24 protein-coding genes are annotated in these 18,522 nt (G+C 71.3%); 14 read left to right on the top strand and 10 right to left on the bottom strand.

The genetic code is table 11. The annotated features are described in order from the left end of the window. Positions 1-7 precede the first annotated feature (7 nt). Together ACGFYQ_RS04380 and ACGFYQ_RS04375 are read left to right on the top strand one after the other, a co-directional pair. Positions 8-415 (top strand): CPCC family cysteine-rich protein, encoded by a 408-nt coding sequence (locus ACGFYQ_RS04380; protein ID WP_393739861.1) that lies wholly within the window; start codon positions 8-10, stop codon positions 413-415. Positions 416-502: 87 nt separating this feature from the next. Further along, complete coding sequence (locus tag ACGFYQ_RS04375; protein WP_393740875.1) at positions 503-799, top strand: type II toxin-antitoxin system RelE/ParE family toxin; 297 nt, start codon at positions 503-505, stop codon at positions 797-799. A 227-nt stretch (positions 800-1,026) separates the two neighbouring features. Here ACGFYQ_RS04375 and ACGFYQ_RS04370 read toward each other — a convergent pair whose 3' ends face one another. Beyond that, positions 1,027-1,281, bottom strand: coding sequence for a Txe/YoeB family addiction module toxin (locus ACGFYQ_RS04370; RefSeq protein ID WP_393739859.1), 255 nt, complete (start codon positions 1,279-1,281; stop codon positions 1,027-1,029). Then, positions 1,278-1,559, bottom strand: coding sequence for a type II toxin-antitoxin system Phd/YefM family antitoxin (locus tag ACGFYQ_RS04365; RefSeq protein ID WP_393739857.1), 282 nt, complete (start codon positions 1,557-1,559; stop codon positions 1,278-1,280). The genes ACGFYQ_RS04370 and ACGFYQ_RS04365 overlap by 4 nt, the downstream gene beginning before the upstream one ends. 190 nt (positions 1,560-1,749) lie before the next feature. Here ACGFYQ_RS04365 and ACGFYQ_RS04360 point away from each other — a divergent pair, with 190 nt between their 5' ends. The 3 genes from ACGFYQ_RS04360 (at position 1,750) to ACGFYQ_RS04350 (ending at position 3,006) form a co-directional block, all read left to right on the top strand. Continuing rightward, complete coding sequence (locus tag ACGFYQ_RS04360) at positions 1,750-2,019, top strand: type II toxin-antitoxin system Phd/YefM family antitoxin (protein WP_393739855.1); 270 nt, start codon at positions 1,750-1,752, stop codon at positions 2,017-2,019. Next, entirely contained in the window at positions 2,012-2,296 is a 285-nt protein-coding gene (locus tag ACGFYQ_RS04355) for a type II toxin-antitoxin system RelE/ParE family toxin (RefSeq protein WP_393739853.1), read from the top strand. The genes ACGFYQ_RS04360 and ACGFYQ_RS04355 overlap by 8 nt, the downstream gene beginning before the upstream one ends. A gap of 95 nt (positions 2,297-2,391) precedes the next feature. Beyond that, positions 2,392-3,006 (top strand): antibiotic biosynthesis monooxygenase, encoded by a 615-nt coding sequence (locus tag ACGFYQ_RS04350; protein ID WP_393739851.1) that lies wholly within the window; start codon positions 2,392-2,394, stop codon positions 3,004-3,006. A gap of 158 nt (positions 3,007-3,164) precedes the next feature. Here the strand turns inward: ACGFYQ_RS04350 and ychF are convergent, their stop codons facing one another. After that, a complete protein-coding gene (gene ychF, locus ACGFYQ_RS04345; RefSeq protein WP_393739849.1) occupies positions 3,165-4,253 on the bottom strand; it encodes a redox-regulated ATPase YchF in 1,089 nt (362 codons plus the stop codon). A gap of 262 nt (positions 4,254-4,515) precedes the next feature. Here ychF and ACGFYQ_RS04340 point away from each other — a divergent pair, with 262 nt between their 5' ends. Next, positions 4,516-4,905 (top strand): DUF6542 domain-containing protein, encoded by a 390-nt coding sequence (locus ACGFYQ_RS04340; protein ID WP_393739847.1) that lies wholly within the window; start codon positions 4,516-4,518, stop codon positions 4,903-4,905. Between the two features lie 17 nt (positions 4,906-4,922). Here the strand turns inward: ACGFYQ_RS04340 and ppgK are convergent, their stop codons facing one another. Further along, positions 4,923-5,660: a polyphosphate--glucose phosphotransferase gene (ppgK, locus tag ACGFYQ_RS04335; RefSeq protein WP_393739845.1), complete on the bottom strand. Its 738-nt coding sequence runs from the start codon at positions 5,658-5,660 to the stop codon at positions 4,923-4,925. Positions 5,661-5,681: 21 nt separating this feature from the next. Next, complete coding sequence (locus ACGFYQ_RS04330; RefSeq protein ID WP_393739843.1) at positions 5,682-6,686, bottom strand: 4-hydroxy-3-methylbut-2-enyl diphosphate reductase; 1,005 nt, start codon at positions 6,684-6,686, stop codon at positions 5,682-5,684. 95 nt (positions 6,687-6,781) lie between these two features. Between ACGFYQ_RS04330 and ACGFYQ_RS04325 the strand changes: the two genes are divergently transcribed. The 4 genes from ACGFYQ_RS04325 to ACGFYQ_RS04310 all read left to right on the top strand — a co-directional run bounded on the left by ACGFYQ_RS04325 (position 6,782) and on the right by ACGFYQ_RS04310 (position 10,472). Continuing rightward, positions 6,782-8,170 (top strand): APC family permease, encoded by a 1,389-nt coding sequence (locus ACGFYQ_RS04325; RefSeq protein WP_393739841.1) that lies wholly within the window; start codon positions 6,782-6,784, stop codon positions 8,168-8,170. Between the two features lie 91 nt (positions 8,171-8,261). Continuing rightward, entirely contained in the window at positions 8,262-9,491 is a 1,230-nt protein-coding gene (xseA, locus tag ACGFYQ_RS04320; protein WP_393739839.1) for an exodeoxyribonuclease VII large subunit, read from the top strand. Positions 9,492-9,564: 73 nt separating this feature from the next. Then, complete coding sequence (locus ACGFYQ_RS04315; protein WP_362392352.1) at positions 9,565-9,783, top strand: exodeoxyribonuclease VII small subunit; 219 nt, start codon at positions 9,565-9,567, stop codon at positions 9,781-9,783. Positions 9,784-9,881: 98 nt separating this feature from the next. Further along, a complete protein-coding gene (locus tag ACGFYQ_RS04310; RefSeq protein WP_393739837.1) occupies positions 9,882-10,472 on the top strand; it encodes a malonic semialdehyde reductase in 591 nt (196 codons plus the stop codon). Positions 10,473-10,745: 273 nt separating this feature from the next. Here the strand turns inward: ACGFYQ_RS04310 and ACGFYQ_RS04305 are convergent, their stop codons facing one another. Then, on the bottom strand, positions 10,746-11,273 hold the full coding sequence (locus ACGFYQ_RS04305; RefSeq protein ID WP_393740873.1) for a DUF4245 domain-containing protein: 528 nt from the start codon (positions 11,271-11,273) through the stop codon (positions 10,746-10,748). 225 nt (positions 11,274-11,498) lie between these two features. Here ACGFYQ_RS04305 and glpX point away from each other — a divergent pair, with 225 nt between their 5' ends. Then, positions 11,499-12,530: a class II fructose-bisphosphatase gene (gene glpX, locus ACGFYQ_RS04300; RefSeq protein ID WP_054221849.1), complete on the top strand. Its 1,032-nt coding sequence runs from the start codon at positions 11,499-11,501 to the stop codon at positions 12,528-12,530. 332 nt (positions 12,531-12,862) lie between these two features. Here glpX and ACGFYQ_RS04295 read toward each other — a convergent pair whose 3' ends face one another. The 3 genes from ACGFYQ_RS04295 to ACGFYQ_RS04285 form a co-directional block, all read right to left on the bottom strand. Continuing rightward, a complete protein-coding gene (locus ACGFYQ_RS04295; protein ID WP_393739834.1) occupies positions 12,863-13,261 on the bottom strand; it encodes a WhiB family transcriptional regulator in 399 nt (132 codons plus the stop codon). Positions 13,262-13,439: 178 nt separating this feature from the next. Continuing rightward, positions 13,440-14,039 (bottom strand): TIGR03086 family metal-binding protein, encoded by a 600-nt coding sequence (locus ACGFYQ_RS04290; RefSeq protein ID WP_393739832.1) that lies wholly within the window; start codon positions 14,037-14,039, stop codon positions 13,440-13,442. A 62-nt stretch (positions 14,040-14,101) separates the two neighbouring features. After that, complete coding sequence (locus tag ACGFYQ_RS04285) at positions 14,102-14,776, bottom strand: DUF1707 domain-containing protein (protein WP_393739830.1); 675 nt, start codon at positions 14,774-14,776, stop codon at positions 14,102-14,104. Between the two features lie 157 nt (positions 14,777-14,933). Here ACGFYQ_RS04285 and ACGFYQ_RS04280 point away from each other — a divergent pair, with 157 nt between their 5' ends. Further along, positions 14,934-16,598, top strand: coding sequence for a fumarate hydratase (locus ACGFYQ_RS04280; RefSeq protein ID WP_393739828.1), 1,665 nt, complete (start codon positions 14,934-14,936; stop codon positions 16,596-16,598). A 137-nt stretch (positions 16,599-16,735) separates the two neighbouring features. Further along, positions 16,736-17,344: a hypothetical protein gene (locus tag ACGFYQ_RS04275; RefSeq protein WP_393739826.1), complete on the top strand. Its 609-nt coding sequence runs from the start codon at positions 16,736-16,738 to the stop codon at positions 17,342-17,344. Here the strand turns inward: ACGFYQ_RS04275 and ACGFYQ_RS04270 are convergent. Continuing rightward, complete coding sequence (locus ACGFYQ_RS04270; protein ID WP_393739824.1) at positions 17,301-17,693, bottom strand: hypothetical protein; 393 nt, start codon at positions 17,691-17,693, stop codon at positions 17,301-17,303. The genes ACGFYQ_RS04275 and ACGFYQ_RS04270 overlap by 44 nt on opposite strands. Positions 17,694-17,746: 53 nt before the next feature. Here ACGFYQ_RS04270 and ACGFYQ_RS04265 point away from each other — a divergent pair, with 53 nt between their 5' ends. Beyond that, positions 17,747-18,514 carry a glycerophosphodiester phosphodiesterase gene (locus ACGFYQ_RS04265; protein WP_393739822.1) on the top strand — a complete coding sequence of 256 codons (768 nt, stop codon included), beginning with the start codon at positions 17,747-17,749 and terminating at the stop codon, positions 18,512-18,514. Positions 18,515-18,522 lie beyond the last annotated feature (8 nt).

Genomic DNA, 18,522 nt, shown 5'->3' with positions numbered 1-18,522 from the left:
CCCGACCGTGAACAAGACTGCGCAGGTGAACCACCGCCACCCCTGCCCCTGCTGCGGACACCGCGTGCTCGACGCCATGCCCGGCTCCTTCGAGATCTGCCCCGTGTGTTTCTGGGAGGACGACGGGATCCAGTTCCGGTGGCCGACCGTGTCCGTCGGAGCCAACAGGGTCTCCCTGACCGAGGCGCAGCGGAACTACCAGCACTTCGGCGCCTGCGACGAGCACGGCCGGCAGTACGTCCGCCCTCCGGCCGAGGACGAGCCGCTCGACCCGGCCTGGCGCCCCATCGACCTGACGCGTGACTCCTTCGAGGACTGGGGCTCGGACGAACACACCCCGTGGCCCGACGACCCCTCGGTGCTCTGCTGGTGGCTGCCCACCTTCTGGCGTCGCGACCACCCGGCAGCATCATGACGGCCGGCGCCTGCGCCATCAGCCGCCTGGAACCCGGGGGCCCATCCATCCAGCACCTGTCCAGCACGGTGCAGCCTTGTCCAGCACATCCAGCACGCGCGAGGGCGAGCCTGTCCGACCGCCACGGCGGCGACGACCGCCTTCCGGCCCGAGGCGCAGGCCGAACTCCGGAAGATCCCTCGCGACATGGCGCTGCGCATCCTGGCCAAGCTGACCGAGCTGGAGAGCGACCCCCTCGGCTTCAACACCACCGCACTCGTATCGCAGCCAGAACGCCGTCGCCTGCGGGTCGGCGACCACCGCGTCGTCTACACGGTCGACAACGGAGAGCTCGTGGTGTGGGTCGTGCACGCCGGACACCGATCCACCGTCTACGACACGTGATCCCGGCTGATCCGGCGTCAGAATATCCGGCACCCATCCAGCACGGTGACGACGAAGGGGTCGACTCCTGGAGGAGTCGACCCCTTCCGGCCTGCACGCTTGACGAACTACCTAGCGTGCAGGAACGAACTGATCACACGTTGAAGCGGAACGTCGAGTGCAGAGCTGCGACCTGCGGAAACGTCGTTTCGGAGGGGTCCCTCCCAGCACCATCCCAGCACGGGCGGTCAGTAGTGGTACCGAGCCGCGAGGATGACGATCTCCTCGTCCGTCACCAGGTAGACGAGGCGGTGCTCGTCGTCGATCCGCCGCGACCACGCGCCAGGCAGGTGGTACTTCAAAGGTTCGGGCTTACCGATCCCCGAGAACGGGTCACGCCTGACGTCCTCGATGAGCTTGTTGATCCGAGCGAGCATCTTGCGGTCGTTCTTGAGCCAGGACGTGTAGTCCTCCCAGCCCTGATCCTCGAAGACAAGCCTCACGCGGCACCCGCACCTGCGCCCGCGGAGTCGGGATCGATCAGCTCGCGCTCCGACACGTTGATGTGGGCCAGGGCGTTCTCGTACGCCTTGAGCAGCCGACGGGCGTTCGCCGGAGAGCGCAGCAGGTACGAGCCCTCGCGCAGCGCCGCGTAGTCCTCGGCCGAGACGAGCACGGCGTTGCCGTGCTTCGAGACGATCTCGATGGCCTCGTGGTTCTCGTTGACCTTCTTGATCAGCGGAAAGAGTTCCTTGCGGGCTTCGCTCGCGGTTATGGACATGACCTGACCTCTTCCCTCAAGTGGTACCTAATAACGTACCACTCTCGACGCCCTCCGGTCGGGCCGAATGGCTGATGGATGGTGCAGCTTCACCCAGCACATCCAGCACGCGCGACCACGGCGAAGGAAGCCCGTCCGCCCGCCACAGCGAGCATTGTGTACACATGGGACACTCGGTACCCTTGGGCTCATGACACGGCCGCTGCCCATAGAGTCCATCCGTGACGTACGCGCACACCTGGCCGAGGTCGTGGAGCGCGCCGATCGCGACGACGTCCCCACAGTGATCACGCGCCGGGGCAAGGAAGTAGCCGCCGTCGTCTCCATCGAGGTGCTGCGCAAGTACCAGGAGTGGGAAGAGCGCGAGATCAACCGGATCATCGACGAGCGCATGGCCAACCCCGCGCCCGGCATCCCGATCGAGGACATCATGAGGGAGACGCTGGCGCGCGGTGAATGAGTACCGGACCGTCTTCCGGCCCGAGGCGCAGGCCGAACTCCGGAAGATCCCTCACGACATGGCGCTGCGCATCCTGGCCAAGCTGACCGAGCTGGAGAGCGACCCCCTCGGCTTCAACACCACCGCACTCGTATCGCAGCCAGAACGCCGTCGCCTGCGGGTCGGCGACCACCGCGTCGTCTACACGGTCGACAACGGAGAGCTCGTGGTGTGGGTCGTGCAAGCCGGAAACCGATCCACCGTCTCCGCGCCGGCGACGGCCCGTCTCTTCACCTGAATGCCCCTGCCACGTTGACCCCCATCCGCCCCGGCCATCGCATGGAGTGGGGAACACGAGCCCGCGCGGGCCACCGGAAGGCAGGAAAGGGCGCTATGTACGTTCGCAGCATCTATGCAACGGGTGATCCGGCCGAGCTCGACGGGGTCGCCGAGGCGATCCGGACCGACGGGCGCGCGCTGCTGTCGGCGCAGCCGGGCTTTCGCGGGATGGGGCTGTTCGCCGACCGCGAGCTCGGCAAGCTCCTGGTGGGATCATGGTGGGAGGACGAGGCCTCCCGGCAGGCCAGCTACGAGAACCTGAGCAAGCGGCGAGCCGAGATGATGGCGCCCTTCGCGCAGACCGTGACGGTCGACAACTGGGAAGCGGCAGTCGCCCGGCGCGCAGAGGAACTCGGGCCGGGCGCGGGGTTCCGGCTGGTCCGCATGGACGTCGAGCCGCCCGACATCGACCTGCTGGTGGACACGTTCCGCGACACCTCACTGCCCAAGGTCCAGAAGATCCCCGGGCTGGCCGGCATCTCCTTGCTCATCGACCGCGACCGGGGCAGAGCCGCTGTCGGCGCGCTCTTCACCGGCCGCGACGCACTCGTGGCATCCCGTGGCGCCGTCGCGGCGGTCCGCGGAGAGGCCACGGCGAAGGCCCGCGTGACCACCAGCAGCCTTGAGGAATTCGAGGTGGTCCTCGCCACGGCGGTCCCCCACGCCTGACTGCGCCCCCTCGCGCGCCGGGCCACTCGGACCGACACCGCGATTCCAAGTCAGCACCAGGTCAGCACGGGAATGCGGAAGGGGTCGGACTCAACAGAGTCCGACCCCTTCTGACCTGCACGTTTGACCAAACTAGCTAACATGCAGTAGCGAGACGACTACACATTGAAGCGGAACTCCACCACGTCGCCGTCCTGCATGACGTAGTCCTTGCCCTCCATGCGGGCCTTGCCCTTCGCGCGGGCCTCGGTGACCGAGCCGCACTCGACCAGGTCCGCGAAGGAGATGACCTCGGCCTTGATGAAACCGCGCTGGAAGTCGGTGTGGATCACGCCGGCCGCCTCCGGGGCGGTGGCGCCCTGCTTGATCGTCCAGGCGCGGGTTTCCTTCGGGCCGGCCGTCAGGTACGTCTGGAGGCCCAGCGTGGCGAAGCCGACGCGGCCGAGGGTGGCCAGGCCGGGCTCGTCCTGGCCGACCGACTGGAGGAGTTCGAGGGCCTCGTCCTCGTCCAGCTCGGAGAGGTCCTGCTCCAGCTTGGCGTTCAGGAAGATCGCCTCGGCCGGGGCGACGAGCGCGCTCTGCTCCGCCTTGAAGGCGTCGTCCACCAGCTCGTCCTCGTCCACGTTGAAGACGTAGAGGAACGGCTTCGTGGTCAGCAGGTGCAGCTCGTGGAGGAGTTCGCCCTGCTCCGTGCCCTTGGTGATGCCCTTGGAGAAGAGGGTGTCGCCGGCTTCGAGGATCTTCTTGGCCTCGACGACGGCCGCGAGGACCGCGACCTTCTCCTTCTGGAGGCGGGACTCCTTCGTCAGGCGCGGCTCGGCCTTCTCGATGGACTGGAGGTCGGCGAGGATCAGCTCGGTGTTGATCGTCTCGATGTCGTCCTTCGGCGAGACCTTGCCGTCGACGTGTACGACGTTCTCGTCCTTGAAGGCGCGGATGACCTGGCAGATCGCGTCCGACTCGCGGATGTTGGCCAGGAACTTGTTGCCCAGGCCCTCACCCTCCGAGGCGCCGCGCACGATGCCCGCGATGTCGACGAAGTCCACCGTCGCCGGGAGGACCTTCTGGGAGCCGAAGATGCCCGCGAGGACCGCGAGGCGCGCGTCCGGGACGCCTACGACGCCGACGTTCGGCTCGATCGTGGCGAACGGGTAGTTGGCCGCCAGCACGTCGTTCTTGGTCAGGGCGTTGAACAGGGTCGACTTGCCGACATTCGGCAGGCCGACGATTCCGATCGTGAGCGACACGTTGGCGACTTCCCGTAGCTGGAGGGGGCGGCGGCCCGGAGGTGGGCCATCGGACAGTTTACTTTCCGATGAGTGGCGGTGGATGTACGCGTGTCCCCACACGGATACCGCGCTCCCCCCGCCTAGCGTGGAGGGCGTGGAGCAATACAGGACGCGACCGGCCCCTCACCCGCAGCGACCCCCGGCCCAGCGAAGGGGGACACGGCCCGCGGCCGTGCCCGCCCAGGGCGGCGGCCGCCCCCTGCCTTCGCTGACCCGACGCATGCCCCGGCCCCGGCTGACCGGGCTCGGCGGCGGACTGTTCGCGTGCGCCGCCATGCTGCTGGCCGGCGGGATCTGCTGGCTGCTCTTCGGCTCCTCGCTCTTCGTCTACGGGCTGCTCTTCCTGCCCGTCGCGGCCGCCACCGCCCTCTGGGTGCGGCCCGCCGACCTGATCACCGCCCCGATCACCGTCCCCATCGCGTTCGCCGCCGGAGTGTGGCCCATCTCGGGCGGCTCCGGCGGCTTCGGCGGGCAGCTGATGGGGCTGGTGTCCGCCCTGTCCCTGCACGCGGGCTGGCTCTACGCGGGGACGCTGGTCGCCGCGCTGATCGCCGTGGTGCGCAAAGCCGTACTCATCGGCAGGCGGAGGCTCCCCCGCCGCGCCGCCTAGGCCCCTGGTCCCCGGCCCTAGCGCCTCGCCGCCATCGCCGCTCCCACGATGCCCGCGTTGTTCTGGAGCTCGGCCGGGACGATCTCGGCCCGGATGCCCTCGATCAGCGGCAGGAACTTCTCCGGCTTGCGGCTGACGCCGCCCCCGAGGATGAAGAGGTCCGGCGAGAACAGCATCTCCACGTGCGCCAGGTACCTCTGGAGCCGGTGCGCCCAGCGCTCCCAGGTGAGGTCGCCGTCCTCCTTGGCCTTCACCGACGCCCGCGTCTCCGCGTCGTGGCCCTTCAGCTCCAGGTGCCCGAGCTCCGTGTTCGGCACCAGCCGCCCGTCCGTGAACAGGGCGCTCCCGATGCCCGTGCCCAGGGTGAGCATGAGGACCGTGCCGCCCCGGCCGCGCCCGGCCCCGTACGTCATCTCCGCGACCCCCGCCGCGTCCGCGTCGTTGAGGACCGTGACCGGCAGCCCGCCCAGCTCGCGCGTGAGCAGCGCCGCCGCGTCGATGCCGACCCATCCCTTGTCGACGTTGGCCGCCGAACGGGTGATCCCGTTCGTCACCACGCCCGGAAAGGTGACCCCGACCGGGCCCGACCAGGAGAAGGCACCGACCACCTCCGCAACGCATCCGGCCACCCCTTCTGGGGTGGCCGGATGCGGTGTCAGTACTTTGTGGCGCTCCTGTGCCAGGTCGCCTCGGTCCAGGTCCACGGGAGCGCCCTTGATCCCTGAACCGCCGATGTCCACACCCATGATCTGCATGGACATACCGTACGAAAGGAGTTACTTGTCGGCGACCAGTTCCGCCGCTTCGGCGCGCAGGTCACGGCGCAGTTCCTTCGGCAGCGAGAAGACGATCGACTCCTCGGCCGTCTTGACGATCTCCACGTCCGCGTAACCGCGCTCCGCCAGCCACTCCAGCACCTGCTCGACCAGGACCTCCGGCACCGAGGCGCCCGAGGTCAGGCCGACCGTGGTGACGCCCTCCAGCCAGGCCTCGTCGATCTCGCTCGCGAAGTCGACCAGGTACGCGGCGCGCGCGCCCGCGTCCAGCGCGACCTCGACCAGGCGGATCGAGTTCGAGGAGTTCTTGGAGCCGACGACGATGACCAGGTCCGAGTCGGCGCCCATCTGCTTGACGGCGGCCTGCCGGTTGGAGGTGGCGTAGCAGATGTCGTCGCTCGGCGGCGAGACCAGCAGCGGGAACTTGGTCTTCAGCGCGTCGACCGTCTCCATCGTCTCGTCGACCGAGAGCGTGGTCTGCGACAGCCAGACGACCTTGGACTCGTCACGCACCTCGACGCCCGCGACGTCGTCCGGACCGTCCACGATCGTGATGTGGTCCGGGGCCTCGCCGGAGGTGCCGATGACCTCCTCGTGGCCCTCGTGGCCGATGAGGAGGATGTCGAAGTCCTCGTTCGCGTACCGGATGGCTTCCTTGTGCACCTTGGTGACCAGCGGGCAGGTCGCGTCGATCGTCGCGAGCTTGCCGCGCGCCGCCTCCTCGTGCACCACCGGCGCCACACCGTGCGCGGAGAACATCACGATGGAGCCCTCGGGCACCTCCTCCGTCCGCTCGACGAAGATGGCGCCCTTCTTCTCCAGCGTCTGGACGACGTACTTGTTGTGCACGATCTCGTGCCGCACGTAGACCGGCGCGCCGTACTGCTCAAGGGCTTTCTCGACGGCGATCACGGCTCGGTCCACGCCCGCGCAGTAGCCGCGGGGCGCGGCGAGCAGGACACGGCGGGAAGCGGGAGCAGGGGCGGGAGCAGTCATACGCTCCATCGTACGGGGGTCTCCAGCAGGCCGGACGTCGCCCGTACGGCACACACTTGCCCGGAAGACCCGAAAGAATGTCCCGCCGATCGCCCGGAGGACGGATGGCGTCCGTGACGGATTCCAGTGCGCCGGCGCCCACCGCGCTGCGGCGGAGCCTCGGCTTCCGGGACCTGGTCGTCTACGGGCTGCTCTTCATCGCGCCGATGGCCCCGGTAGGGGTCTTCGGCACCCTGGACGCGAAGTCGCACGGCGCCGTGGCCCTCGTCTACCTCGTCGCGACCGTCGCCATGGCCTTCACCGCCTTCTCGTACGCCCAGATGGTGCGGGTCGCCCCGCAGGCCGGCTCGGTCTTCACGTACGCCCGCAAGGGCCTGGGCGAGGGGCCCGGCCTGATCGCCGGGTGGATGGCGATGCTCGACTACCTGCTGATCCCTGCGGTCGCGTACCTGTTCTCGGGGATCGCGATGAACGCCCTGGTCCCCGAGGTCTCCCGGTGGGTGTGGACGGCCCTGGCCGTCGTGGTCACCACGCTGCTGAACCTGTGGGGCGTACGGACGGCCGCGCGCGTGGGCTTCGCCGTGCTGGCCCTGGAGATCCTGGTGCTGCTGGTCTTCGTGGTCGCCGCGGTGACGGTCCTGGTCCAGGACGGGGCGCGGCGCGGCTGGCTCTCCCCGCTGACCGGCGACGGCTCGCTCGGCTTCTCGACGGCGGCCGTACTGGGCGCGGTGTCGGTCGCCGTGCTCTCGTACCTGGGCTTCGACGCGATCGTCTCCTTCGCGGAGGAGGTGACGGGCGGCTCTGCGCGGGTGGCCCGGGCGGTGCTGCTCTGCCTGGCGCTGGCCGGGGTGCTGTTCGTCGTCCAGACCTATCTCGTGGCGCTGCTCAACCCCGTCACCGCGGCGGAGCTGGCGGCCGATCCGGGGCAGCAGGGCCCGGCCTTCTACAACGCGGTGGAATCCTCGGTCGGCTCCTGGCTGCACGACCTGGTGGCGGTCAGCAAGGCGATCGGGGCGGCCTTCGCGGCGCTGGCGGGGCAGGCGGCGGCCGGGCGGCTGCTGTTCGCGATGGCCCGGGAGCGGCGGCTGCCGCGCGCGCTGGCCCGGACCTCGGACGGCACTCCGCGGCCGGCGCTGCTGGTGGCGGCCGCCATCACGCTGGTCGCGGCCGTGTGGGCGGCCCGGCGCGACGACGGGCTCGACCACCTGGTCTCCGTGGTCGACGTCGGGGCGCTGGTGGCCTTCACGCTGCTGCACGCCTCGGTGGTGGGCTGGTTCGTGGTCAAGCGCCGGGAGGGCGCGCCGCACTGGTGGAAGCACCTGGTGGCCCCGGTGCTGGGCGCGGCGGTGACCGTCGCGGTGATCGTCGAGGCCTCCTGGACGGCGCAGGTGGTGGGGGCGGCGTGGCTGGCGGTGGGCCTGGGGGTGCTCCTCGCCCAGCGCGGGCGGCGCGGCGGGGGCGCCCCTGACGACGGCCCGACGACCGCCCCCTGACGCCCCTGGGTCCTCCCCTGACGACCGTCCGGATCCCGACACCCGCGCCGGAGCCTGAGACGCTGTCAGCGGCGCCCGTTAGCCTGCGTGCATGGGACTCAATACGTCGGCCGAGGCGCCGCTGCCGGTGGGGCAGGTGTCCCGGCTCATCGGGGGCTGGATCGAGCGGCTCGGCCAGGTGTGGGTGGAGGGGCAGATCACGCAGCTCTCGCGGCGGCCGGGAGCGGGGGTGGTCTTCCTGACGCTGCGCGATCCCTCGCACGACATCTCGGTCAGCGTGACCTGCTTCCGCCAGGTCTACGACGAGGTCGCGGACGCGGTCTCGGAGGGCGCGCGGGTCGTCGTACTGGCCAAGCCCGAGTGGTACGCCCCGCGCGGGCAGCTGTCGCTGCGGGCCACGGAGATACGGCCGGTCGGCATCGGTGAGCTGCTGGCCCGGCTGGAGCGGCTCAAGCGGTCCCTCGCCTCGGAGGGGCTGTTCGCGCTGGACCGCAAGAAGCCGCTGCCCTTCCTGCCGCAGCTGATCGGGCTGGTGGTGGGGCGGGCCTCGGCGGCCGAGCGCGATGTGCTGGAGAACGCCCGGCGGCGCTGGCCGGCGGTCCGCTTCGAGGTGCGCAACGTCGCCGTCCAGGGGGTGCACGCGGTGCCCCAGGTGATCCAGGCGGTCAAGGAGCTCGACGCCCTCGACGAGGTCGACGTGATCATCGTGGCGCGCGGCGGCGGCAGCGTGGAGGACCTGCTGCCCTTCTCCGACGAGGAGGTCGTACGGGCGGTCGCGGCGGCCCGTACCCCCGTGGTCTCGGCGATCGGCCACGAGCCGGACTCGCCGCTGCTGGACCTGGTCGCGGACCTGCGGGCCTCCACGCCCACGGACGCGGCCAAGAAGGTGGTCCCGGACGTCGGCGAGGAGCTGGAGCGCGTACGCCAGCTGCAGGGCCGGGGGCTGCGCGCGGTGAGCGGGCTGCTCGACCGGGAGGAGCGGGGCCTGGCGCACGCCCTCGCCCGGCCGGTCTTCGTCCACCCGCAGCGGATGGTGGAGACCCGCGAGGACGAGCTGGAGGCGCTGCTGGCACGCGGCCGGCGGACGCTGGGGCACCTGCTGGACCGGGCCGACTCGGAGCTCGCGCACACCCTGGCCCGGGTGGTGGCGCTGTCGCCGGCGGCCACGCTGGAACGGGGGTACGCCGTGCTCCAGCGTGCCGACGGGCATGTGGTGCGCTCGCCGGAGGAGGTCTCGGCGGACGAGGTGCTGCGCGCGCGGGTCGCGGAGGGCGAGTTCTCCGTGCGGGTCTCCTCGGTACCGGCGGTCGCGTCCGAGTAGCCGGCGGGAGGCCGCGGACGGCCACACACAGCCGCAATCAACACGTCGCACTACACACAGGGTGGAAAAGGGAATGGCAGAGGCCGAGACGGCGCTGGGGTACGAGCAGGCACGCGACGAGCTCATCGAGGTCGTCCGCAAGCTGGAGGCGGGCGGGACGTCCCTGGAGGACTCCCTCGCGCTCTGGGAGCGCGGCGAGGAGCTGGCGAAGGTGTGCCGGCACTGGCTGGAGGGGGCCAGGGCCCGGCTCGACTCGGCGCTCGCGGCCCGGGACTCGGCCGAGGAGGAGTGATCCCGGTCACCGCCGGAGGCATTTAGTTGAAAATTCACCTACTTTGGCCGTAGAGTCGGAGACATCGCTTCACCACTCGTATGGAAGAAGGCTTTCCGATGTCTCTCGTTCTTGACTCCGCCGCGCAGGACCTGCTGTTCCGCGAGGCCCGCACGGCCAACTCGTTCTCCGACGAGCCGGTCACCGAGGAGCAGGTCCAGGCGATATACGACCTGGTGAAGTACGGCCCCACCGCCTTCAACCAGACCCCGCTGCGCATCACGCTGGTCCGCTCCCCCGAGGCCCGCGAGCGCCTCGTGAAGCACCTGGCCGAGGGCAACCAGGCCAAGACCGCCGCCGCCCCGCTGGTCGCGATCCTCTCCGCGGACAACGAGTTCCACGAGGAGCTCCCGCAGCTGCTGCCGCACTTCCCGCAGGCCAAGGACATGTTCTTCGCCGAGCGCCCGGTCCGCGAGCAGTCCGCCCTGCTCAACGCCGCACTGCAGGCCGCGTACTTCATCGTGGGCGTCCGCGCCGCCGGTCTGGCCGCGGGCCCGATGACCGGCGCCGACCTCGCCGGCGTCCAGAAGGAGTTCCTGGACGCCGACCACACCCCGCTGATGATCGTCAACATCGGCAAGCCGGGCGAGGACGCCTGGTTCCCGCGCTCCCCGCGCCTGGAGTTCGACGAGGTCGTCACCACCGTCTGAGTCGGCTGAGTCGGCTGAGCACAGCGAAAACGGCCGCGGGGGCCCGCCCCGCCGGGGGGGGGGGGGGGGGGGGGGTTTTGGGGGGGGGGGGGGGGGGGGGGGGGGGGCGGGGGGGTGGGGCCCCCCGGGCCCCCCCCCCCCCCCCCGGGGGGGGGGGGCGGCGGGGCCCCCCCCCCCGGGGGGCCGGGCCCCGCCCCCCGCCCCCCCCCCCCCCCCCCCCCCCCCCCCGCCCCCCCCCCCCCCGCGGCCGTTTTCACGTACTGCCGAAGGCGGCTATTGGGCCTGCGGGCCCTGCTTGAACTCCAGCGCCGCCGCCATCGCGCCGAGCTGCTCGAAGGAGGCCGTCCCGGTGACCACCGTGACGTAGCCCTGCTCCTGCTTCACGAGGGCGTCGTACTTCTCGCCCTCCCAGCGCTCCCACGCCGCGTCGCCGACCTGCTGCGTCTGCCCGGTGGGCTTCGCCTTCTGGGTGACCGCGCCGAGGTACTTGGCGGACGTGTCGCTGGACTGCTCCACCGACACGTACTGCCGGCCCGGGTCCTGGAAGCCCAGGTGCCAGGCGTTGGCGTTCTTGCGCTGGTACGCCACCGAGGTCGCCCGCCACTCCGCCGGCAGCCCCACGGGGACGGCCACGGGGTACGGGGCGGCGCGCCGGGCCGTGAGCGTCTCCACCCGGTAGTCGACCGTGCGCGTCGGATCGGCGTTCTCGTCATGTGGGACGAAGAAGTAGATCCCCGCGACCACGATGCCGATCACTGCCAGCGACCGGACCATGTCCCAGATCGTCTGCTTGCCTTTCATACCTGCCACGGCACCATCGTCCCGCATCGCCGGGAGCGATCTCCGCCGGGGTGGCCCCGGGCGGCGGCGCGGCGCGCCCGCGGGGGCGCAAGACGTCCGCTCAGGCCAATCGACTGACCGATATTCCGCTCATACGTGACCCGCCCTGCTCAATATGTCGACGTACCGATAGAGTTCCAGTCACCCTCACATCCCGGCCGTCGTCGTACAGAAAGGTGCGCTCCGATGACCGAGCACAACCTGCCGCCCCAGCTCGAAGTCTCTCCCGAGGCCCCCGACCGCAACCTCGCCCTGGAACTCGTCCGGGTGACCGAGGCCGCCGCCATGGCCGCGGGCCGGTGGGTCGGACGCGGCGACAAGCTCGGCGCCGACGGCGCCGCGGTCAACGCGATGCGGACCCTGATCTCCACCGTCTCGATGAACGGCGTCGTCGTCATCGGCGAGGGCGAGAAGGACGAAGCCCCGATGCTCTTCAACGGCGAGCGGGTCGGCGACGGCACCGGTGCCGAGGTCGACATCGCCGTGGACCCGATCGACGGCACCACCCTGAACGCCAAGGGCATGCCGAACGCCATCGCCGTGCTCGCCGCCGCCGACCGCGGCACCATGTTCGACCCGTCCGCGGTCTTCTACATGGAGAAGCTCGTCACCGGTCCCGAGGCCGCCGACTTCGTCGACATCAACGCCCCCGTCTCGGTCAACATCCGCCGTGTCGCCAAGGCCAAGAACATGGCCGTAGAGGACGTCACCGTGGTCATCCTGGACCGCCCCCGCCACGAGGGCATCGTCAAGGAGATCCGCGAGACGGGCGCCCGGATCAAGTTCATCTCGGACGGCGACGTCGCAGGGTCGGTCATGGCGGTGCGCGAGGGCACCGGCGTGGACCTGCTCCTGGGCATCGGCGGCACCCCCGAGGGCATCATCTCGGCCTGCGCCATCAAGTGCCTCGGCGGCACGATCCAGGGCAAGCTGTGGCCGAAGGACGAGGCCGAGCGCCAGAAGGCCATCGACGCGGGCCACGACCTGGACCGCGTCCTGCACACGAACGACCTGGTGTCCGGCGAGAACGTCTTCTTCGTCGCCACCGGCATCACGGACGGCGAGCTGCTGCGCGGCGTCCACTACCGCTCGGAGACCGCGACCACGTCCTCGCTGGTCATGCGCTCGAAGTCGGGCACGATCCGGCAGATCGACTCGACGCACCGCCTGTCGAAGCTGCGCGCGTACAGCGCGATCGACTTCGACCGCGCCCAGTAGGCGCGGAGGCGGGCACAGCAAGAGGGGCGGTCACCGTGTGCGGCGGGGACCGCCCCTCTGCCGTGTCCTGTCCTGGTACCTCGCTACGGGGCTGCGCGCGCCGTGGTGCGCGGCCTAGGGGGTGTCTTGCCGGTCAGGCCGGATCAGGGAGCGGCGTCCGGTGCCGTGGATCGCAAGGCCGAGGATGGGGGTCCCCCCGGACGGAGTCCGGGGGAGAGTCGACGCGGTGGGGGCACCTCCCAGCGGTAGCTGGGGGACGTCGGCGACCGACGAGAACGCGGCGAGGCGCGGTGCCTGACGCCGCGAGCCCGGCCTGACCGGCAAGACACCCCCTAGCCCGCGGCGGCTATCGAGTCGGCCTCGGGGGCCTGGCGCAGTTCCGCGGTCCTGCGCCGCATCCGGGCCAGCACGACCCGGCGCTCGGCGGCGGTGAGGCCGCCCCACACCCCGTACGGCTCGGGCTGGAGCAGGGCGTGCTCCCGGCAGGCGACCATGACCGGGCAGCGGGCACAGACGCGCTTGGCGGCCTCCTCGCGGGAGAGCCGGGCAGCGGTGGGCTCCTTGGAAGGGGCGAAGAACAGGCCCGCCTCGTCGCGGCGGCACACCGCCTCCGCGTGCCATGGGCCGTCCTCTTCCCTCGTCGGCACCCGCGGCTTCGGCACGGCGGACGCGCGCCCCTGAAGACTCTGGACGGCGGCAACCTGCAGGGACTGATGCGGCGGATGCGGCACGGTCTACTCCTGACGACGGATACGCGAGCGAGAGACGATGCACCTGTCCCTACCCGTTGTGCGCGCCCCTATGCACTGGGTGCCGGCGGGCGGCGGGGGTTCGTCCGAAACGCGACCCTGCCCGCGGGCCCGGCCACGACCTGCCTGAGGCCCCGGCCACGACTTGCCCACCGTGCCCTCACACCCCGGGCGGCGCCCAGCCCGGATCGCGGCCCAGGAAGGCCAGCAGCGAGGCGGCCGGACCGGCGTCGGCCCCGGTCCCGGCGGCCAGCGCGGGACCGTAGGCGAACCCGCGCAAGGGCTCGGTGAGCGCGTCGGCGGCCGGGCGCAGGGCGGCGGCGAGGTCGGGGGTCAGCGGTGACCCCTGGCCGGTGGCGACGGCGATGTCCCAGGCGTGCACGGCCGCGTCGAGGGCGGCCGCGCCGACGGCCGTCTCGGCGGACACGGTGAACGGGGGCAGCGGGACGGCGACCTCCGCGGTCCGGGGCGCGACCCCGGCGAAGGCCTCGGCCGCGGCGGCGAGCGCCGGCTCCAGCAGCTGCGCCGGGGGCCCCGCCAGGTCGCCGGAGGGCGCGAAGGGGTCCTCGGAGGGGCCGGGGCCGCCGGTGAGGCGGGCCGCGTACGCGAGCTGGTCGCCGGCCGCGTGCTGGAACACCTGGGTGACGTTCCACTGCTCGCACGGCGTCGGGCGGTCCCAGCCGTCGGCGGGCACACCGATGACGGCGATGCGCAGGGCTTCGTGCGCGCGGTCGAGCAGGTCCCACTTGGATGCGGTCATGGGCCGGATCCTAGAAGGCCTCCGGCCACATGGCGCCGGCGCTGGGCCGATGGGCGCGGCGGTCAGCCGTCCAGCCGCTTGCGCGGCCTGTTGGCCAGATCGACCAGGCGGGCGCCGGGCTTCGGACGTGCCTCGATGTTGCCCAGCAGCGCGAAGCCGCGGACGATCACCACCGGGGCCTGCGGGTCGGTCTCCCCGCGGCCCTCGCCGCGCACCTCGAAGTTGCCGAGGACCCCGCTGCCGTAGCCGCGCAGGGTGACGTTCTCCGGGACCAGGACCTCGACGTTGCCGAGGACACAGGTCACGTTGACCTCGGTGACCTGCTGCTCGAAGACCGCCTCCGTGAGGTCGATGGTGATGTCGCCCATGACCGAGACCGCGCGGGTGTGGGCCCCCGGCCGCCAGCGGCCCTTGCGGGCGGCGCTGCTGCACACCGCGACCACCGTGTCGACGGGACCGCCGGGCCCGGGAGCCGACGCGTACGCGGGCGAGGTGTGGCCGGCGCCGGGCGCGGGAAGGTCCCGTACGAGCACTTCCAGCCCGCCCACCGTCTTGACGGCATACAGCGAGTCCAGGCGCTCCGAGTGCTCCTCGGCGGTCAGCCGACCCTCGGCGAGGGCGTCCGCGAGGATCTGCGCGATCCGGTCCCGGTCGGCGTCGGAGGCGCGCAGCTCGGCGGCCGCAGGGGCGGGAGCCGGCGCGGGGGCAGGGGCGGCGGGGTGCTTTTCCAGGTCCACGGCACCCAGCATAGCGAGACACGATAGATCGCGATACTCCCGCGTGAAGCCGAGTGAGCCTTACCTCACAACCACGGCCACGGCGGGAGGTTCTACGCTGGTGGACTGCGCTGCCAATTGGTCGTCAGTGCTGTCTGCCGAGTGAGGAATGGCCCCAATGCCGGAGTTCGCGTACACCGACCTGCTGCCCCTGGGCGAGGACACCACCCCCTACCGGCTGGTGACCGCCGAGGGCGTGTCCACCTTCGAGGCGGACGGCCGTACGTTCCTCAAGGTCGAGCCCGAGGCGCTGCGCAAGCTCGCCGAAGAGGCCATCCACGACATCCAGCACTTCCTGCGCCCCGCGCACCTCGCGCAGCTCCGCCGCATCATCGACGACCCCGAAGCCTCGTCGAACGACAAGTTCGTCGCGCTCGACCTCCTCAAGAACGCGAACATCGCGGCGGCCGGCGTCCTGCCGATGTGCCAGGACACGGGCACGGCCATCGTCATGGGCAAGCGCGGCCAGAACGTCCTCACGGAGGGCGGCGACGAGGCGGCGCTCTCCCGCGGCATCTACGACGCGTACACCCGCCTGAACCTGCGCTACTCGCAGATGGCCCCGATCACCATGTGGGAGGAGAAGAACACCGGCTCGAACCTGCCCGCGCAGATCGAGCTGTACGCGACCGACGGCGGCGCGTACAAGTTCCTCTTCATGGCCAAGGGCGGCGGCTCGGCCAACAAGTCCTTCCTCTACCAGGAGACCAAGGCGGTCCTCAACGAGGCCTCCATGATGAAGTTCCTGGAGGAGAAGATCCGCTCGCTCGGTACGGCGGCCTGCCCGCCCTACCACCTGGCGATCGTGGTCGGCGGCACCTCGGCCGAGCACGCGCTGAAGACCGCGAAGTACGCCTCCGCGCACTACCTGGACGAGCTGCCGACGGAGGGCTCCGCCCTGGGCCACGGCTTCCGCGACCTCGACCTGGAGCAGCAGGTCTTCGAACTCACCCAGAAGATCGGCATCGGCGCGCAGTTCGGCGGCAAGTACTTCTGCCACGACGTCCGCGTCGTGCGCCTGCCGCGCCACGGCGCGTCCCTGCCGGTCGCGATCGCCGTGTCCTGCTCGGCGGACCGCCAGGCCACCGCGAAGATCACCGCCGAGGGCGTCTTCCTGGAGCAGCTGGAGACGGACCCGGCACGCTTCCTCCCCGAGACCACGGACTCGCACCTCGACGACTCCTCGGACGTCGTCTCGATCGACCTGAACCAGCCGATGGACGAGATCCTGGCGACGCTGACCAAGCACCCGGTCAAGACCCGCCTGTCGCTGACCGGCCCGCTGGTCGTGGCGCGCGACATCGCGCACGCCAAGATCAAGGAGCGGCTGGACGCGGGCGAGGGCATGCCGCAGTACCTGAAGGACCACCCGGTCTACTACGCGGGCCCCGCGAAGACCCCCGAGGGCTACGCCTCCGGCTCCTTCGGCCCGACGACGGCCGGCCGCATGGACAGTTACGTCGAGCAGTTCCAGGCGGCGGGCGGCTCCAAGGTCATGCTGGCCAAGGGCAACCGCTCGCAGCAGGTGACGGACGCGTGCGGCTCGCACGGCGGCTTCTACCTGGGCTCGATCGGCGGCCCGGCGGCACGGCTGGCCCAGGACTGCATCAAGAAGGTCGAGGTCCTGGAGTACGAGGAGCTCGGCATGGAGGCGGTCTGGAAGATCGAGGTCGAGGACTTCCCGGCCTTCATCGTGGTCGACGACAAGGGCAACGACTTCTTCCAGAACCCGGCCCCGGAGCCGACGTTCACCCACATCCCGGTGCGCGGTCCGGGTCTGTAGCGAAGAGCGTGAGGGCCCCTCCCCCGTTCGGGGGAGGGGCCCTCACGCATGTCCTCCGATCGGCAGATGGATCACCGGCGGGCTCCGGGCGAGGCTGTTCCCGTACCCAAACGGCCCACCCGATACGGGAGTTCACGATGAAGAACCGCACCCGCGCCTTGGCCCTCGCCGGATCGGCCGCCCTGGTGGCGACCCTGGTCGCGGCGGCCCCCGCCCCGGCGGCCCCCGCCCCGGCGAAGCTCGCCTCCGTGCACGGGGGAGGCACGATCTTCTTCCCCTACTCCCCCAAGGACGACATCCGCTTCACGGTCGACGCCGAGTCGGACCCGTGGACCAGGCCCTTCCCGGCCGAGGGCGGCGAGAAGGGGCTGCCGACGGACGCGCGCGGCCGGGTGACCGTCTACCACTACTGGCCGGAGACAGGCTCCACCGGCGTCGCCGAGGCGGAGGTGGACTGCATGGTCACCGGCGGCAAGACGGCCACGATCACCGCCGTGGTCACGTCCTCGAACGTCGGCTGGGAGGGCAAGCGGATCGGGATCAGCGTCCAGGACGGCGAACGCGGTGGCCCCGACCGGGTGGGCTTCTCGTGGGCCATCGCCAACGTCGACGTGAAGCCCGACGGCTCGGCCGCCGCGGCCCCCGTGGGCACCTGCATGGCCCCCGCCCCCTTCACGGAGGTCACGAAGGGCGGCTTCAAGGTCACCCCGGCCCCGCTGGCCCCCCGGCCCGAGCCGGCGTCCTGACCGACTCCATCAGCAGCCGCGCCTCGACCGGGGTGGCCCGCCACCCCGTCGTCCGCGCGGCGACGACCTCGGCGATGGTCAGCCCGTACACCCGGCGCAGCAGCGCGATCGGCACGCCGTCGGCCCCGCCGACCGGCAGGTGAACGGTGCCCTCCCGGGCGATGATGCGCTCCCGGATCCACGGTGGCGGTACGCCCCGGCCGCGTGCGCAGGCCTGGACGGCGTAGCGCGGGCAGTACTCGTACGCCTCCCAGCGGAGCCGGCCGTCGTCGATGGACTGCCACTGCTCCTGGGCGCACTCCGCGCAGGGCTCGCAGTGCAAGGTCGCGTACATCTGCTGTTCGGCCATCCGGGCAGGATGCGGTAGCCGGGCGTCCCACGCATCCGGATAACGTCTGGGGCATGACGCAGACGCAGCTCCCCACCGCCCGCGCCATCCGGGTGGTCGCCCACCGCGGGGCCTCCCACGAGCACCCCGAGCACACCCTCGCCGCCTACCGGCAGGCCATCGACGACGGGGCCGACGCACTCGAATGCGACGTACGGCTGACCGCCGACCACAAGCTGGTCTGCGTGCACGACCGGCGCGTCGAGCGGACCTCCGACGGGCGGGGCGTCGTCTCCGAGATGACGTACGAGGAGCTGCGCGCCCTCGACTTCGGGGCGTGGAAGGGGCCCGACCACGCAGGGGCGCAGGTGCTGCTCTTCGAGGACCTGCTCCGGGAGGCCCTGGCGGCGCCGCGGCCGGTCGGGCTCGCGGTCGAGACGAAGCACCCCACCCGCGCGGGCGGCCGGCTGGAGGCCGAGCTGGTGCGGATGCTCCGGGAGTACGGGCTGGCCGACGGCTCCACCGGCCGCGTCGAGGTGATGAGCTTCTCCCGCAACGCCCTGACCCGCATGCACCGCCTCGCTCCCGGCCTGCCCACCGTGTTCCTCGTCGAACGCCGGGTCAGGCCCGTGCGTCCCCCGTACGCGACCCACGCGGGCCCGGGCATCGACCTCGTACGCCGCGACCCGGGACTGGTCGCCCGGCTACGGGCCAAGGGCCTGCGGGTCCGCGTCTGGACGGTGGACGAGCCCGAGGACCTGGAGCTGTGCGTACGCCTCGGCGTGGACACGATCATCACCAACCGGCCGCGGGACATCCGCAAACTGCTCCTGGACATGTGACACCCGGC

Source organism: Streptomyces sp. NPDC048258 (genome assembly GCF_043201995.1).
Lineage (GTDB): Bacteria > Actinomycetota > Actinomycetes > Streptomycetales > Streptomycetaceae > Streptomyces.
The sequence above is the reverse complement of the archived record's forward strand: the minus strand, read 5'-3'. Positions and strand labels throughout refer to the sequence as shown.